Raw genomic sequence first — 14,967 nt, 5'->3', positions numbered from 1 at the left:
CGAGGGATATTCACGATGGATCACAGATACCCGTCGCTCGGGGGAGTGTCAAATTTTTTGTTTATTTGTACTGTTTTCTGGAAGACTCCAGTGACGCCCCTCGACGAGAGCGGTCAGATCGCGACGGAACTCCTGGCTGACATGCGCCAGATCCGATGTCGCCGTTCCCATGCAGGTGATACGGATATGTTTGCCGATAAACAGAAATTGCGCCATGAACGCAGCCGGAGACGTTTGCTCGACCTGCATGATGGAGAAGATGCGCGTCCAGGCCTGCCCCTGATCGCGTATTGCCTCCCACACTCTGACGCGCAGTTCGGGCTCACGCGCGGCCTTGAGCCAGATGCCGTAGCTGGCGAGGTTGTAACGACCGAATTCGGTCACTTCTCGCAAAAACACCGCCGCTGTCAGGTCCACCAGACGCGGAAGATCGAGCGCCTTGAAGTCGACGCCTGTCATCACTGTCCGGTAGCGCTCTTTCGACTTCTCGAACAGTGCATTCTGGGCCTCGCGCAGCAGTTCGGACGGCTTTGAGAAATAGTAGGCCGGCGCCGCCGGCGTCAGGCCGGCCTCTCTTGCGACGCGTTTGTAGCTGACGGCGCCGGCGCCCTGCCTGATCAGGATATTGACCGTGGCGTCCAGAATGCGCTGACGCGTGGCGCGCGCTTTCGGGGTCAGCCTGGCGGCCCGCCTTTGGCTCTCCGGGTCATGACCAGCTTCAGAAGGCGACCATGCCACAAGCGGATCCTCGCCATGCAAAAGGACACGCTCGATTGATTGCGCGTCCACCCCCAGGGCGAGGACGACGATCTGGAGTCCGATGATCTGGTCGATGACGGTGCGCGCCGATATCCCGGCGTCTGCGCCGTCGTGCAAGGTCACGATCTCCGCCCAGACGTCTTCCAGCCGGCCTGCCCACAACCGCCGGAACGCCTGATCTTCCGGATGCCGGACGGATTCCAGCAAAAGCTCCATCCAGCACAGGGCAGCGGCACGGTTTTTGCTGACCGCATTGCACAGCAGCCGGCAGACCAGCTGACGAAGACCCATGGTGGAGCGGGGTGCGGGCCGGTAGCGATGAGCATAGTTCTCGAATGCCGACACATAATCGTTCAGCAGGGTGTTGGAGACATCCGCGACGATGTCGTCCTTGGTCTTGTAGTAATAGGTTGTGGCCGCAAGCCCCACCTCGGCCCGCTCGGCCACCAGACGGTGCGTGAGATCGGCAAGATCGCGCTCGGCGATAATGTCGATCGCCGCGCGGACGATTCTGCGTTTCGTTTCGACGGAGCGCGCTTGCCGGGCGGTTTTTCCGCGCACCTCCAAGTTCGGCAAGTCCCGGTCCATTCGAATCCCCGCGCACAGCAATAGAGGCTATATACACACAGATGCCGCGCGGATGAACCGTTCTGAAGGGCCGTTTTAGGCAACCGCGCCGAACTGCTCCGGATCAAAGTTGAAACAGGTGTCGTCCAGTGCGGCCACCAGTTCGAACTGCGCGAAAACCTTCGGCAATTCGTATCGGAAGAAATACCGGCAGGTCGATGTCTTGCCCCGGTAGAATGCGGCGTCGGCCTCGCTGGCTGCCGGCAGCGCTCTTGCCGCCACAACGGCCTGCCAGAGCCAGATCCAGGCGATAACGACATGGCCGAAGGCATCCAGATAGATCGTGGCGTTGGCGAGGCTGAGATTGACGTCGCTGGCCGATACCACGCCCTCCGTCACCTCGACCGCCACCGCCAGCGCGCGCTCCAGCGCTGCTGCCTCCGCGTCCAGTCCACCCGCGTCGCGGGCCTCGGCAATGGTATTGCGGATATGCCCGGCAAGCGACTTCAATGCGGCGCCATCCTGCATCCTGACCTTGCGCCCCAGGAGATCGATAGCCTGAATGCCATGGGTTCCCTCATGGATCGGGTTGAGGCGGTTGTCGCGATAAATCCGCTCCACCGGATAGTCGCGCGTATAGCCATAGCCGCCCAGGATCTGAATGGCGAGCTTGTTGGCTTCAAGGCAGAACTCGGACGGCCAGCTCTTGACCACCGGCGTCAGAATATCGAGCAGCAAGCCCAGTTCGGCCTTTTCGTCATGGTCCTCCGTCACTTTCTGCCGGTCGATCAGCATGGCCGAATAGGCGATCAGCGCGATCGCACCCTCGACGGAAGCCTTTTGCGCGATCAGCATGCGCCTGACGTCGGCATGTTCGATAATCGGCACCTGCGGTTCCAGCGGATTCTTGTTGTGCGGATGCCGGCCTTGCGCGCGCTCTTTGGCATAGCGCAGGGAATGCAGATAGCCCGCCAGGCCCAGCATGGCGGCCGACTGCCCGACGAAAATGCGCGCCTCATTCATCATGTGGAACATGTAGGCGAGGCCCTTACCCGGCTCGCCGACGATCTCGCCGACGCAATCGCCGCCCTCCCCGAAATTCAGCAGGCAATTGACGCAGCCGCGCTGGCCCATCTTGTGATTGAGGCCCGCCAGAGACACATTGTTCCACGCGCCTTTTGCGCCGTCCTCGCCGATCCGATAACGCGGCACCATGAAAAGCGATATGCCCTTCACGCCCGCAGGGCCGCCGGGAATTTTCGCCAGCACCAGATGAAGGATGTTGTCGGAAAGTTCGTGGTCGCCGCCCGAAATCCACATCTTGCTTCCCGAGATGTTATAGAGCTCGTCGGCGCGCGGCGTGGCCTTGGTCGTGATGTCGGACAGGGACGAGCCCGCCTGCGGCTCGGAAAGGCACATGGTGCCAAAACAGCTGCCATCGAGCATCGCGGGCAGATATTTGGCCTTCTGTTCAGGCGTGCAGAATACGCTCAGCAGGTTGGCATTTGCAATTGTCAGATTTGCGTAATTGGCGAGACTGACATTGGCCGCGGCGAATATCCCGTTGGCAAGCACAGAGATGACATAGGGCAGTTGCAGCCCGCCATCTTGCTCGCTGAAGCTCATGCCGAACAGGCCCGCATCGGCATAGGTCGCCAAAGCCGCCGCGGCCTCCCGCGGCATGACAACTTTTCCGTCGACGAATTGCGGCTCCTCAGCATCCAGAACCGGCGCCAGGGGCAGGAAATGATCTTCCGCGATCGCTTCGGCGGTATCCAGAACCGCGCTGACCGTTTCGCGGTCATGCGCGGCGAAATGGTCGTGCCCGAACAGGTCCTCGAGGCCGAGCATCTCAAACAGAACAAAATCAATATCCCTGCGCTGCACAATCTCCGACATGCGTTCCTCCCGCTGTTTAAGGCCGGAGAAATAAAGCAGACAGCATCACAAAGCAATAATTTTGTTTTTATGTACTGATTTAATCATGGAGAGAGGTGTCAGTCTAACGACGCCGTTTAAAAGCGCATAGGCCATGAACGCTGCCCATGGGACTGGCTTTATGAAATATATTTCACTCTATAAGAAAAATATCAAAGTTTGTTGACAGCATAACCGCCGGCCGCCTAACGTCCTCATGCGCAATAAATTGCGTTATGTGAGATTAATTTCGTGCGGTACCTTTTGCGTACCGATGATCTTGGATCATGGTCTTCTGGGAGGAGGAAATGATGAAACTTACTTTGGGCGGCGCGGTGACATCTCTGGCGCTTGCAGCTTTTGTCTCCGGCACAGCGCCGGCTCTAGCCGATACAATCAAATGCGAGCCGGGTGAAACCTATGTCATGAATGTCATGGTTTCGGCGCATCCTTACTGGGTGCCGGTCTATGAGGGGTTCAAGCAGGCGGCTGACGCCTTCGGCTGCGAGACAGTGTTTTCCGGAACGCCGGATTACGACATCACCAAGCAGATCGCCTCGTTCGAGCAGGATCTGGTGAAACAGCCGGCGGGCATTCTGCTGCATCCGATGCAGGCCGATCCCTTTATCGAGCCGATCAACCAGGCCATCGACAGCGGGGTCGCCGTGGTGACATTTGCCGCCGACTCGCCGAATTCCAAGCGGACGTCCTACATCACCTCCGACAATCTGGCCGAAGCCAAGTTCGCGGCGGAGGAGATCGTCAGCCAGATCGGCGAAAGCGGGGAATATGCGGTTCTGGAAAATCCGGGCCAATCCAACCACGATCTTCGCGTCACGGCGCTGATTTCCTACATGGAAGACCACTATCCGGACATGAAGCTGGTCGGTCGGCAGACGACCAATCAGGACAGCAATGCCGCCTATCGGGCGACGGCGTCCATTCTCCAGGCCAACCCCAATCTCGGTGCGATGTGGATCCCGGAAGCGGGTTCGGCGGAGGGCGCGGTCGCGGCCGTCAATGAAGCCGGCGCTGACGTGCTGATCATGCACGCCGATATCACGCCGGCGACGCTTGAGCAGATCAAGGCCGGCAATATTCACATGGCGCTGAGCCCGAATCAGGGCATGCAGGGCTTTCTCGGCTTCCTGGCGACGTTCTTCGCCGTGCACAGTGACGTGTTCGATCCGTTCAACGACTACAAGGTCTCGGGCTACAACCCGTTCCAGATTCCCTTTGCCGACAACGGCTTCGCCGTCATCACCAAGGAGAACGCCGACAGTTTCGACCTCAACGCATATATGGAAGGTCGCGACACGGACTGAGCCCCTAAACCGGGGTATCATGAGCGGTGGCGGTGGCCGCCACCGTTCGCAGCAATTGCAATCCGAGATGAAGGGCGCTCGCCATGATCGACGACGTGATCCTGAAAATTGCCAATGTGAGCAAATCCTTCGGAGCGATCCGGGCATTGAAGGGCGTGGATTTCGAGCTGCGCAGGGGCGAAATCCATGCGCTTGCCGGCGAAAACGGCGCGGGCAAGTCGACCCTGATGAACGTGATCGACGGCATTCTGCAGCCTGACAGCGGCGAGATCATTCTCGGCGGCGAGGCGGTTCGGATATCGTCTCCGGCGGTGGCGCAAGAGCTCGGCATCGGCCTGGTGCATCAGGAGATTGCACTGTGTCCAGACGTCTCGGTCGCGGAAAACATTTTCATGGCCGCCACCAATGTGAGCCGGTCCTTTCTGATGGACTATAATGCTCTGCGGAAGAAGGCGAAGATTGTTCTTGAGGAACTGGCCGACATCGATCCCGCCACGCTGGTGCGCGATCTGTCGATCTCCAGCCAGCAACTGGTCGAAATCGCCAAGGCCCTGACGCTGGATTGCCGGGTGCTGATCCTGGACGAGCCGACCGCGGCGCTGACGGAGACCGAGGCGCAGATATTGTTTGCGATCATGCGGCGTCTCGCCGATCGCGGGATATCGATCATCTATATCTCGCACCGCATGGCCGAAATCTTCGACAATTGTGATCGTGTTTCGGTGTTTCGCGACGGCCAGTATATCGTCACCTACAATGTCGCCGATATCGAGCCGGGCGATGTGGTCAACGCCATGGTCGGGCGGGTGATCGACAAGCTCTACCCGGAAAAACAGTCTGCCGCGGAGCGATCCGAAGAAATTATCCTCAAGGTCGACGGGCTGAACGAGGCCCGACGCTTCCACGATATATCCTTCGAACTGAAGAAAGGTGAAATCCTTGGTTTCGCCGGGCTTATCGGCTCCGGGCGCAGCGAGATCGTCAAGGGTATCTGTCGTCTCGAAGGGGACGTAACCGGCGAAGTATGGCTGAACGGCCAGAAGCTCGCGCTCGCCGAATATGCCGACAGCATTGCCGCCGGCATGGTCTATCTGAGCGAGGACCGCAAGGGCGACGGCGTTTTTCTCGATATGTCGATCGCGGAGAATGTTGCAGCGCTTGATCTCGACCAGGTCTCCGGTGTCGGCGGGCTGATCAGCGGCGGAAAGGAACGGGAACTGGCCGAACGGCTCGGTCGCACGCTCAACCTCAAATATGGCCGTCTCGGCGATCCGGTTTCGTCGCTATCGGGCGGTAATCAGCAGAAGGTGGCGCTCGCCAAGATGCTGTCGGTCAATCCGAAGCTGATCTTTCTGGATGAGCCGACGCGCGGCGTGGATGTCGGCGCCAAGTCCGAAATTCATCGCATTCTGCGCGATCTGGCGCGGGCCGGCGTCGGCATCGTGGCGATCTCGTCCGAACTGCCGGAGCTGATCGGTATCTCGGACCGTATCCTTGTGGTGCGCGAAGGCCGTATCAGCGGCGAGGTCACGGGTGATGCGATGACCGAAGAAAACATCATGCATCTGGCATCCGTGCTTGATCGTCAAGAACAGACTGCCTGAGGGAGGGGAAGGTGGACACTGCTATGGAAATGTCAGCGCCAAAGCCGGGACGCGGCGGCACAAGCCCGCTGAAAAGATTGTTCAGAATGCGCGAGACCGGTCTGATCGCGATCATTCTCATTTTGTTTGTCGTGATGTCGTTTGCCTCGCCCTATTTCCTGACCTGGGTGAATATGAGGGCGATGGCCATGGCCTTTGCCGTGGAGGGCATCGTGGTGGTGGGCATGACCATCCTGCTGATCTCGGGCGGCATCGATCTTTCCGTGGGCTCGGTAACGGCGCTGGCCATGGTGATCGGCGGCTGGCTTTATCTCCATGGGGTCGATCCCTGGGTCGCATCGGCGATATCGATCGCGGCCTGTGCCGGCATCGGCGCTTTCATGGGCTTTTTCGTCACGCGCGTCGGGCTTCATCACTTCATCGTGTCGCTGGCGGTGATGGTGATCGCGCGCGGCATATGCCTGCTGGCGACCGGCGGGCGCCCGCTCGGGCTCTATACCCTGCCGCCGGAGTTCAAGTTCATCGGCCAGGGTACGATCGGACCGGTGCCGCTGGTGATCGTCATCTTTCTGGTCGTCGTCGTCGCATTCGACTTCGCGCTGCGCCGGACCACGCTTTTCCGCAAGGTGTTCTACACCGGCAGCAACGAGAAGGCGGCCGCCTATTCCGGCATTCGCACCAAGCGGGTGATCTTCTCCACGACCACGCTGTGTTCGGCGCTTTGCGGGGTCGCCGGCGTCATCTACATGGCGCGCTTCGGCTCGGCCCAGCCGACCTTCGGCATCGGGATGGAACTCAATGTGATTGCCGCCGCCGTCATTGGCGGGGCAAGCCTCAGCGGCGGCTCTGGCACGATTTTCGGCGCGATCCTCGGCACGGTCCTGCTTTCGGTGGTTTCCAGTTCGCTGGCGCTCTTGGACGTATCGGTCTACTGGCAGGATATCATACGCGGCTCGATCCTGCTGTCGGCGGTTTCGATCGACCATTACCTCCACAAAGTGCGCGGATAGAAGGGGCACGGACATGCTCGACCACAATCTCGATTTTGAAACTGCCCGTCAGATGCACACCGTGCTCGTGCTGCATTTCCTGGAGGGGATGAAACAGTCGGAGATCGCGCAGCGGCTCAACCTGTCGCATTCCAAGGTCAACCGGCTGATCGCCCAGGGGCGCAGGCTCGGCATGGTCCGGATCGATATCGAGACGCCCTATCAGCGGCTTATGGAGCTTGAAGCCACGCTGGTGCAGGCGACGTCTCTCAGTTCGGCGGTGATCACGCCGACGGTGTCGGCGAATGCTGAAACCAATCTGCAGCAGGTCGGCAAGGCCGCGGCCAGCGTCATCCTCGAAAATGTCCGCGACGGCGACGTCATTGCCATTACCGGCGGCAAGGCCGTCAGCGCGACGGTCGACAATCTGGTCGCCGACCGCAGTTTCGATGTCACCGTGGTGCCGCTGACGGGCGGCGTTCAGGGCAAGTTCTATACCGACGTCAACAATCTGGCCTCAAGGCTTGCCGAACGGCTCGGGGGCAGGGCGCTGATGGTGCATGCGCCGCTTTTCGCCGAAAGCCGGGCGCAGTGCGAAATGCTCAAGGAGATGTCTTCCGTGCGCGAGGTGTTCGATCTGGCGCGCGCGGCCAATCTTGCGCTGACGGGCATCGGCTCCATCGAGCCGAGCGGATCGAGCTATTACGATCTGAACCCGGTCCCGGAAGAAGATCGGAAGATGATGGTCGGGCTCGGCGTGTCGGCGGAGTTCATGGCCCATCTGATCCTGGAGGGCGGAAGCCTTGCGAATTACGAACTGAACTCGCGGCTGGTGGCCGTCGCGCCCTCGGAGATTTCGGGTTGCCGGACGGTGATCGGCGTCGCCTCCGGCCCGCACAAGGTTCGCCCGATCCAGACGGTTCTGAACGGAAAATACCTGGATTCGCTGATCCTGGATGAGGGGACCGTGAATGCGGTCCTTGCAGAAATGGAAAGGTCTAAAAATGTCGCATGAAATGGCAAAGCGCCCGATCGGACACTCCGGCATCGAGGCCTCCGTGGTCGGTCTCGGCACCTGGGCAATCGGCGGCTGGATGTGGGGCGGCACGGACGAGGCGCGCTCGATCGAGGCCATTCACGCCGCCCTCGATGAGGGCATCACGTTGATCGATACTGCGCCCGCCTATGGTCAGGGCCTCGCCGAAGAGATCGTCGGCAAGGCGCTTGCCGGACGGCGCGACAAGGTGGTGCTGGCGACCAAATGCGGTCTGATCTGGCATATGCAGAAGGGCAATCACTTCTTCGATTACAACGGACAACCCGTTCATCGCTATCTCGGCAAGGATTCGATCGTCTACGAAATCGAGCAGAGCCTGAAGCGTCTCAAGACGGATTATATCGATCACTACATCACCCACTGGCAGGATCCGACAACGCCCGTCGATGAGACGATGGAGACGCTGGAGCAGTTGAAACGGCAAGGCAAGATCCGCTCGATCGGCGCCAGCAATACCTCTGCGGAGGATATCGCAGCCTATCTGGCGTCGGGCGAACTCGACGCGATCCAGGAAGAATACAGCATGGTCAAGCGGGATATCGAAACCACGCTGCTTCCGGTCTGCGTAGAAAACGGCGTTTCGGTGCTGAGCTATTCCTCGCTGGCGCTCGGCCTTCTGAGCGGAAAGATCGGCCCCGAGCGGACGTTCAGCGGCGATGACCAGCGCAAGGACAATCCCCGTTTCTCGCTCGAAAACCGGCGGAAGGTCGCCGCCCTGATGGACAGGATCGAACCGGTCGCCAGCGCTCACGACGCCAGTCTGGCGCAGGTGGTGATCGCATGGACGCTGGCCCAGCCGGGCATCACCTTTTCGCTGTGCGGCGCCAGAAATGCCCAGCAGGCGCGCGAGAACGCCGCGGCGGGTCGGCTCAGGCTTTCTGAGGAGGAAAAGAAGACGATCAGCAGCGCCGTTACGACCCATCTGAGCGAACTGGACGGTTAACCGACCGCAATGCTGGAATTTGAAAACGCCGGAGCCCACTCCGGCGCACGGAGCCCCTATGTCTGCGCAAAGAGCGAAAAGCTTTGAGAAACTGGCCGAAAACGGCGTCTTCGACGCCGTTGTGATCGGCGGCGGCATCAATGGTCTGGGGGTTTTCCGGGACCTTTCGCTGCAGGGTCTTCGCGTGCTGCTGGTCGAGCGCAACGACTTCTGCTCCGGCTGCAGCGCCGCTCCCTCGCGCATGATCCATGGCGGTCTTCGCTATCTGGAAAACGGCGAATTCGACCTGGTGCGCGAATCCCTTGCCGAGCGCGACGCCCTGCTTGCCAATGCGCCGCATATGGTCCGGCCGCTGCCGACCACCATCCCGATCACCTCCTATGTGTCCGGCCTGTTCAATTCGGCGGCAAGCCTGTTCGGCGGATCGGGCAAGCCGTCGAGCCGGGGCGCACTGCCGATCAAACTCGGCCTGACCCTCTATGACATGATCACGCGCGGGCGAAGCAGGCTGCCGAAACACACATTCCGGGGTGCTGCGAAGACCCGCAAGAACTGGCCGGAGCTCACCGGCAGGCTCTGTTGCTCGGCCACCTATTACGACGCCTGGATATCCTATCCCGAACGGCTGGGTGTGGAGCTGGTGCTGGATACGGAGCGCGCCGCCCCGGCTTCGATTGCGCTCAATTATGCCGAGATCAGCCCTCAGGGCGGTGGTTACGCGGTGACGGACAGGGAGACCGGCGACAGCTACGCGATATCCACCCGCGTCATCGTCAACGCCTCCGGCGCCTGGCTTGATGAGGTGAACGCCCAGATCGCGCCGCGCGGGGAAGGGGGTGGGCCGCTGGTCTCCGGCACCAAGGGGTCGCACCTGATCATCGACAATGACCGGCTGCTTTCAGCGCTCAACGGTCACATGATCTACTTCGAGAACACGGATGGCCGCGTCTGCATCGTCTTTCCCTATCTGGGCAAGGTGCTTGCCGGCTCGACGGATATCAGGGTGCAGCATGCCGGCCGCACGCGCTGCGAGGATGAGGAGCTTGAGTACATACTCGGCTCTCTGAAGCTGGTGTTTCCCGAAATCGCCATTCACAAGAGCGACGTGGTGTTCAGCTATAGCGGCATCCGACCACTGCCGGTCAGCGACCACGATTTCACCGGACGAATCTCGCGCGATCACAAGGTGCACCGCATGGGCGGACCCGTGCCGCAATTCTGCATGGTCGGCGGCAAATGGACATCGTTCAGGGCATTTTCGGAGCAGACCGCCAATGCCGTGCTCAGGGAACTCGGGCGGGCTCGGGTCACAAGCACCGAGGCGCTGCCGATCGGCGGCGGCCGCGATTACCCGGCAAAGCCCGAATTGCTGGTCGGCGAGCTGATGGACACCTTCGGCATCAGCCAGGCGCGCGCAACGCATATGGCAGACGCTTACGGAACGCGGGCGCGGGCGCTGTTGCCGGCGCTGGCGACCTGCCCGGATGATACGCCGATCGCGGGACTTGAGCTCACGGCGGCGGAAATCGCCTTGATCACCGCCGAAGAGCATGTCGAGCACCTGTCCGATATCATCCTGCGCCGGACCTCGCTCGCCATCACCGGCAGGATTGACCGCGAACAGATCGAGGCGATCGCGGCTGTCATGGCGCATGAGCTTGGCTGGGATGACGCCCGCAGGGCGCGCGAATGTCAGGCGGTCATCGAAGAGTTGCGGGACTATCACGGGGTTCCGCCGGAAATTCTGAAACAGAGAGCAGAGACAAGGAGCCCGCAATGCGTCTAAGCACGAAAGCCCGCATGAATCGATTGTTCACCAATGGCGGATGCCTGGATGTCGCCATCGACCACGGGGTCTGCAACGAGCCGAGCTTCCTGGTCGGCCTTGAGGACATGGCCGGCGTTGTCGACAGCCTGATCAAGGCGAAGCCTGACGCGATCCAGATGGCCTATGGCCCCGCTGACCTGTTGCAGGGCCGGCCGGAAAAGGACAAGCCGGCGCTGGTGATGCGCATCGACATGGGCAATCCCTATAACGACCAGCGCCATCGGGTGATGTGGTCGATGCTGCAGAATGCGGACGAGCCGATCATCGGCGCGCTGGAAATGGATGCCGCCTGCGTGGTGGTCAACCTGTTCATGCTGCCTGACGAGCCCGAGCTTTTCCGCCAATGCGTCGAAAACATCGCGCGCGTGCGCGCTACCTGCCACAAATACGGCATGCCGCTGATGATCGAGCCTCTGGTGATGCTGCCGAATGACGTGCACGGCGGCTATCAGGTCGATGGCGACGCCGAGAAGATCGTGACGCTGGTGCGGCTCGCAAGCGAGATGGGCGCCGACATCATCAAGGCCGATCCGACCGAAAACCCGGAGGATTTTCATCGCGTGGTCGAGGCGGCGCGCGTGCCGGTGCTGGTGCGCGGCGGCGGCAAGGAGGATCTGAAGGCGGTGCTCGCCAAATCCGCGGCCTTGATAGCGCAAGGCGCAAAGGGCATGGTCTATGGCCGCAACATCTATCAGCATGACAATCCGAAGGCGGTGGTTGCGGCCCTGATGGCGATCATCCATGACGGCGCCGGCGGCGATGAAGCGTGGGACCTCTATAATCGTGGCTGATCAGGCAAGATATCTGCTGGGGCTGGATGCCGGCAACACCGTGATCAAGGCGGTGCTGTTCGATCTCGAGGGGCGGCAGATCGCCGCTCACGCCATCGATGGCGCAACCTGCTCGCCGGCGCCCGGCATGGTCGAACGATCCGTCGCCGAGCTGTGGGACAATGCCCGCGTCGCAATCAGGGGCTGCCTTGAGGCCGGCGGCTGCCCGCCATCCGCAATCGCCGCCATCGGCATGGCAGGGCACGGAAACGGGCTCTATCTGCTGGACAGGGACGATGAAGCGCTGATTGGCATACAGTCGCTCGACACCAGGGCGGCAGCCCTTGCCGGTGAACTGGACGCCGCCAGAGGCGATGCGCTTCACGCCATCTGCCTTCAGCGGCCATGGCCATCGCAAACCCCGACGCTGCTTGCATGGCTCAAGGCCAACCGCCCGGAGATTTATGCTCGGGCGGGGACGCTGCTTTTTGCCAAGGATGTCATCGGCTGGCATCTGACCGGGAAAAAGGCCATCGAGATCTCGGATATGTCGGGCGCCGGCCTGCTTCGTTTGCCCGAGGCCGACTACGATAGCGAGTTGCTTGCGCTCTACGGTCTTGAAGACGCCGAAGGCCTGTTGCCAGAGCTTGTCGAGCCGACCAGCATTGTCGGCACTGTAACCAGAGCGGCGGCGGAGGCGACCGGACTTGCCGAGGGCACGCCGGTGGTCGCCGGCTATTTCGATGTGGTGGCCTCCGCGCTCGGCTCTGGCGCGGTCGGCAGCGGCGCGGCCTCGATTATCGTTGGAAGCTGGTCGATCAACCAGGTCTTTTCCGATGCCCCGGTGCGTGACGATCGCGTTTTCATGGTCTCGGCCTATGGCCGCAACCGGTTTGCCAACATGGAAAACAGCGCCACATCGGCGGCCAATCTTGAATGGTATGTGAGGTCCTTCGTAGAGCGCGGCGGCCATCACAACGATCCCTTCGGTTTCGCCAATGAGGCCGTCGGCAGCGTGACGCCGGGACCTGAAGACCCGATGTTTCACCCCTTTCTGTATGGCGGCCGCTTGGGCGCGCATCAGCGCGGGGGCTTTTTCGGGCTGGCCGGCTGGCATGGCGAAGGGCATCTGCTGCGCGCGCTCTACGAGGGCGTGATGTTCGAGCATCGCCGCCATATCGAGGTGCTGGCCGAAGCCGGGGTCACCTTCGACAGGGCGGCGCTTGCGGGCGGCGGGGCGCGGTCCCCGCACTGGCCGGCAATGTTCGCCGATGGGCTCGGCGTCCCGGTCACCGTGGCGCAGGCGCGCGAAACCGGCGCGCTGGGCGCGGTGATCGCCGCCTCCGTCGGCGTCGGCATCCATCAAGATGAGGCGGCGGCGGTGGCCGGCATGACCCGGCCTGCCTGCACTTTCGAGCCCGATCCGTACATGCGCGCCCATTATGACCGGCGCTATGAAATATGGCGTCGGGCAATGCGGGCCATGGATCCGGTGTGGCGTGATCTGGCGGCTTCGGAGACCGATGGATGAAACTTGAGGGCAGCTATGATTACATCATCGTCGGGGCGGGGACGGCGGGCTGCGTTCTCGCCAACCGGCTGACCGAGAACCCGGCCTGCCGCGTTCTGCTGCTGGAGGCCGGCGGCTCGGACAATTATCACTGGGTCCATATACCCGTCGGTTACCTCTATTGCATCGGCAATCCGCGCACCGACTGGATGATGAAGACCGCCGCCGAACCGGGTCTCAACGGGCGCAGCCTGGTCTATCCGCGCGGCAAGGTACTGGGCGGCTGCTCTTCGGTGAACGGCATGATCTACATGCGCGGCCAGTCCGCCGATTACGATCACTGGCGTCAGCTCGGTAATGTCGGCTGGGCGTGGGATGATGTTCTGCCCTATTTCCTGAAATCCGAAGATCATCATGCGGGCAAAAGCGCGATGCATGGCAGCGGTGGCGAATGGAAAGTCGCCCGGCAGCGCGGGCGCTGGGAAATTCTGAAAGCCTTTCAGGAGGGCGCGAAGGAGTTCGGCATCATGCCGCGCCCCGATTTCAACGATGGCAGCAATGAGGGCAGCGGTTTCTTCGAGGTGAACCAGAAGAGCGGCGTGCGCTGGAACACGGCCAAGGGCTTCCTCCGGCCCGCCCTGAAACGGCCAAACCTGCGCCTTGTCACCCACGCCGAGACCGAACGGCTGATCATCGAGGGCCGGCGGGTGACGGGCGTCCGGTTTCACCACAAGGGCGCGACCTTCACGGCCCGTGCAAACGCCGAAGTCCTGCTTTGCGCCGGGGCGATCAACTCGCCGAAGATCCTCGAACTCTCGGGCGTTGGCGACCCGGAGCGGCTTTCTGCGGTCGGGATAGATACCTGTTTTTCAAGACGGGGCGTGGGAGAGAACCTGCAGGACCATTTGCAGATCCGCACGGTCTACAAGGTGAAGAACGCAAAGACCCTCAACACCATGGTGCACTCTCTATACGGCAAGGCGGCGATCGCGCTCGAATACGGGCTGAAGCGATCGGGCCCCATGTCGATGGCGCCCAGCCAGTTCGGCATGTTCACGAAATCCGATCCGTCGCTGGAAATGCCCGACCTCGAATATCACGTCCAGCCGCTTTCGACTGAAAGGCTGGGGGAACCGCTGCACGCTTTCCCCGCGATCACGGTTTCGGTCTGCAATCTGAGGCCCGAAAGCGTCGGCGCCAGCCACATCACCACCGCTGACGCCAAGGCTCATCCCGAAATACGGCTGAACTATCTCTCCGCAGCAAGGGACAGGGACATTGCGGTCGCCTCCATCAGGCAGGCCCGCACGATCATGACGGCGAAGGCGCTGAAGCCTTATGCCCCGGAAGAAATTCTCCCCGGGCCGGCGGTCGAGGGCGATGACGCCCTGCTGTCGGCGGCCGGCAAAATCGCAACCACGATCTTCCATCCGGTCGGAACCTGCCGCATGGGCGTCGACGACGAGGCCGTCGTCGATCCGCAATTGCGTTTCAGGGGGCTTGATGGTCTGCGGATCGTCGATGCCTCGATCATGCCCAAAATCGTATCCGGCAACACCGCCTCGCCCGTGGTGATGATCGCCGAAAAGGCTGCGGATATGATCAGGAAGGGCTCCCGTTCCTGAGCGCGGGCTGGATCGGGTCGTTTTCTACAGGTGGGCCAAACGGGGGCTAGACTGGCCAGCCGCGGCCTGTCGC

11 protein-coding genes are annotated in these 14,967 nt (G+C 61.5%); 9 read left to right on the top strand and 2 right to left on the bottom strand.

The features are described 5' to 3' along the window. Positions 1 to 48 precede the first annotated feature (48 nt). Both V6767_RS03005 and V6767_RS03000 read right to left on the bottom strand, forming a co-directional pair. Positions 49 to 1,347, bottom strand: a complete 1,299-nt coding sequence (locus tag V6767_RS03005; RefSeq protein ID WP_448472061.1) for a TetR/AcrR family transcriptional regulator — start codon at positions 1,345 to 1,347, stop codon at positions 49 to 51. Between the two features lie 75 nt (positions 1,348 to 1,422). Next, positions 1,423 to 3,225: an acyl-CoA dehydrogenase gene (locus tag V6767_RS03000; RefSeq protein ID WP_448472060.1), complete on the bottom strand. Its 1,803-nt coding sequence runs from the start codon at positions 3,223 to 3,225 to the stop codon at positions 1,423 to 1,425. Positions 3,226 to 3,554: 329 nt separating this feature from the next. Between V6767_RS03000 and V6767_RS02995 the strand changes: the two genes are divergently transcribed. From V6767_RS02995 to V6767_RS02955, 9 genes are all read left to right on the top strand, one after another. Beyond that, entirely contained in the window at positions 3,555 to 4,568 is a 1,014-nt protein-coding gene (locus tag V6767_RS02995) for a substrate-binding domain-containing protein (RefSeq protein ID WP_448472059.1), read from the top strand. Positions 4,569 to 4,651: 83 nt separating this feature from the next. Beyond that, a complete protein-coding gene (locus V6767_RS02990) occupies positions 4,652 to 6,172 on the top strand; it encodes a sugar ABC transporter ATP-binding protein (RefSeq protein WP_448472058.1) in 1,521 nt (506 codons plus the stop codon). A 23-nt stretch (positions 6,173 to 6,195) separates the two neighbouring features. Continuing rightward, a complete protein-coding gene (locus V6767_RS02985; protein WP_448472124.1) occupies positions 6,196 to 7,182 on the top strand; it encodes an ABC transporter permease in 987 nt (328 codons plus the stop codon). A 13-nt stretch (positions 7,183 to 7,195) separates the two neighbouring features. Next, entirely contained in the window at positions 7,196 to 8,176 is a 981-nt protein-coding gene (locus V6767_RS02980) for a sugar-binding transcriptional regulator (RefSeq protein WP_448472057.1), read from the top strand. Continuing rightward, entirely contained in the window at positions 8,166 to 9,161 is a 996-nt protein-coding gene (locus V6767_RS02975) for an aldo/keto reductase (protein WP_448472056.1), read from the top strand. Before V6767_RS02980 ends, V6767_RS02975 begins: the two co-directional genes overlap by 11 nt. Positions 9,162 to 9,219: 58 nt before the next feature. Next, positions 9,220 to 10,947, top strand: coding sequence for an FAD-dependent oxidoreductase (locus V6767_RS02970; RefSeq protein ID WP_448472055.1), 1,728 nt, complete (start codon positions 9,220 to 9,222; stop codon positions 10,945 to 10,947). Continuing rightward, positions 10,938 to 11,780 carry a class I fructose-bisphosphate aldolase gene (locus tag V6767_RS02965; RefSeq protein ID WP_448472054.1) on the top strand — a complete coding sequence of 281 codons (843 nt, stop codon included), beginning with the start codon at positions 10,938 to 10,940 and terminating at the stop codon, positions 11,778 to 11,780. The genes V6767_RS02970 and V6767_RS02965 overlap by 10 nt, the downstream gene beginning before the upstream one ends. After that, positions 11,773 to 13,290 (top strand): FGGY-family carbohydrate kinase, encoded by a 1,518-nt coding sequence (locus V6767_RS02960; protein ID WP_448472053.1) that lies wholly within the window; start codon positions 11,773 to 11,775, stop codon positions 13,288 to 13,290. Before V6767_RS02965 ends, V6767_RS02960 begins: the two co-directional genes overlap by 8 nt. Continuing rightward, positions 13,287 to 14,894: a GMC family oxidoreductase gene (locus V6767_RS02955; RefSeq protein WP_448472052.1), complete on the top strand. Its 1,608-nt coding sequence runs from the start codon at positions 13,287 to 13,289 to the stop codon at positions 14,892 to 14,894. Before V6767_RS02960 ends, V6767_RS02955 begins: the two co-directional genes overlap by 4 nt. Positions 14,895 to 14,967: the final 73 nt, after the last annotated feature.

Source organism: Martelella sp. FLE1502 (assembly GCF_053484255.1).
Note: the sequence above shows the minus strand (reverse complement) of the source record. Positions and strands in the feature narration are given on the sequence as shown.

Coding starts and splice junctions, on each gene's coding strand:
- V6767_RS03005 (WP_448472061.1), bottom strand. CDS start 1,347: ATGGACCGGGACTTGCCGAACTTGGAGGTGCGCGGAAAAACCGCCCGG.
- V6767_RS03000 (WP_448472060.1), bottom strand. CDS start 3,225: ATGTCGGAGATTGTGCAGCGCAGGGATATTGATTTTGTTCTGTTTGAG.
- V6767_RS02995 (WP_448472059.1), top strand. CDS start 3,555: ATGAAACTTACTTTGGGCGGCGCGGTGACATCTCTGGCGCTTGCAGCT.
- V6767_RS02990 (WP_448472058.1), top strand. CDS start 4,652: ATGATCGACGACGTGATCCTGAAAATTGCCAATGTGAGCAAATCCTTC.
- V6767_RS02985 (WP_448472124.1), top strand. CDS start 6,196: ATGGAAATGTCAGCGCCAAAGCCGGGACGCGGCGGCACAAGCCCGCTG.
- V6767_RS02980 (WP_448472057.1), top strand. CDS start 7,196: ATGCTCGACCACAATCTCGATTTTGAAACTGCCCGTCAGATGCACACC.
- V6767_RS02975 (WP_448472056.1), top strand. CDS start 8,166: ATGTCGCATGAAATGGCAAAGCGCCCGATCGGACACTCCGGCATCGAG.
- V6767_RS02970 (WP_448472055.1), top strand. CDS start 9,220: ATGTCTGCGCAAAGAGCGAAAAGCTTTGAGAAACTGGCCGAAAACGGC.
- V6767_RS02965 (WP_448472054.1), top strand. CDS start 10,938: ATGCGTCTAAGCACGAAAGCCCGCATGAATCGATTGTTCACCAATGGC.
- V6767_RS02955 (WP_448472052.1), top strand. CDS start 13,287: ATGAAACTTGAGGGCAGCTATGATTACATCATCGTCGGGGCGGGGACG.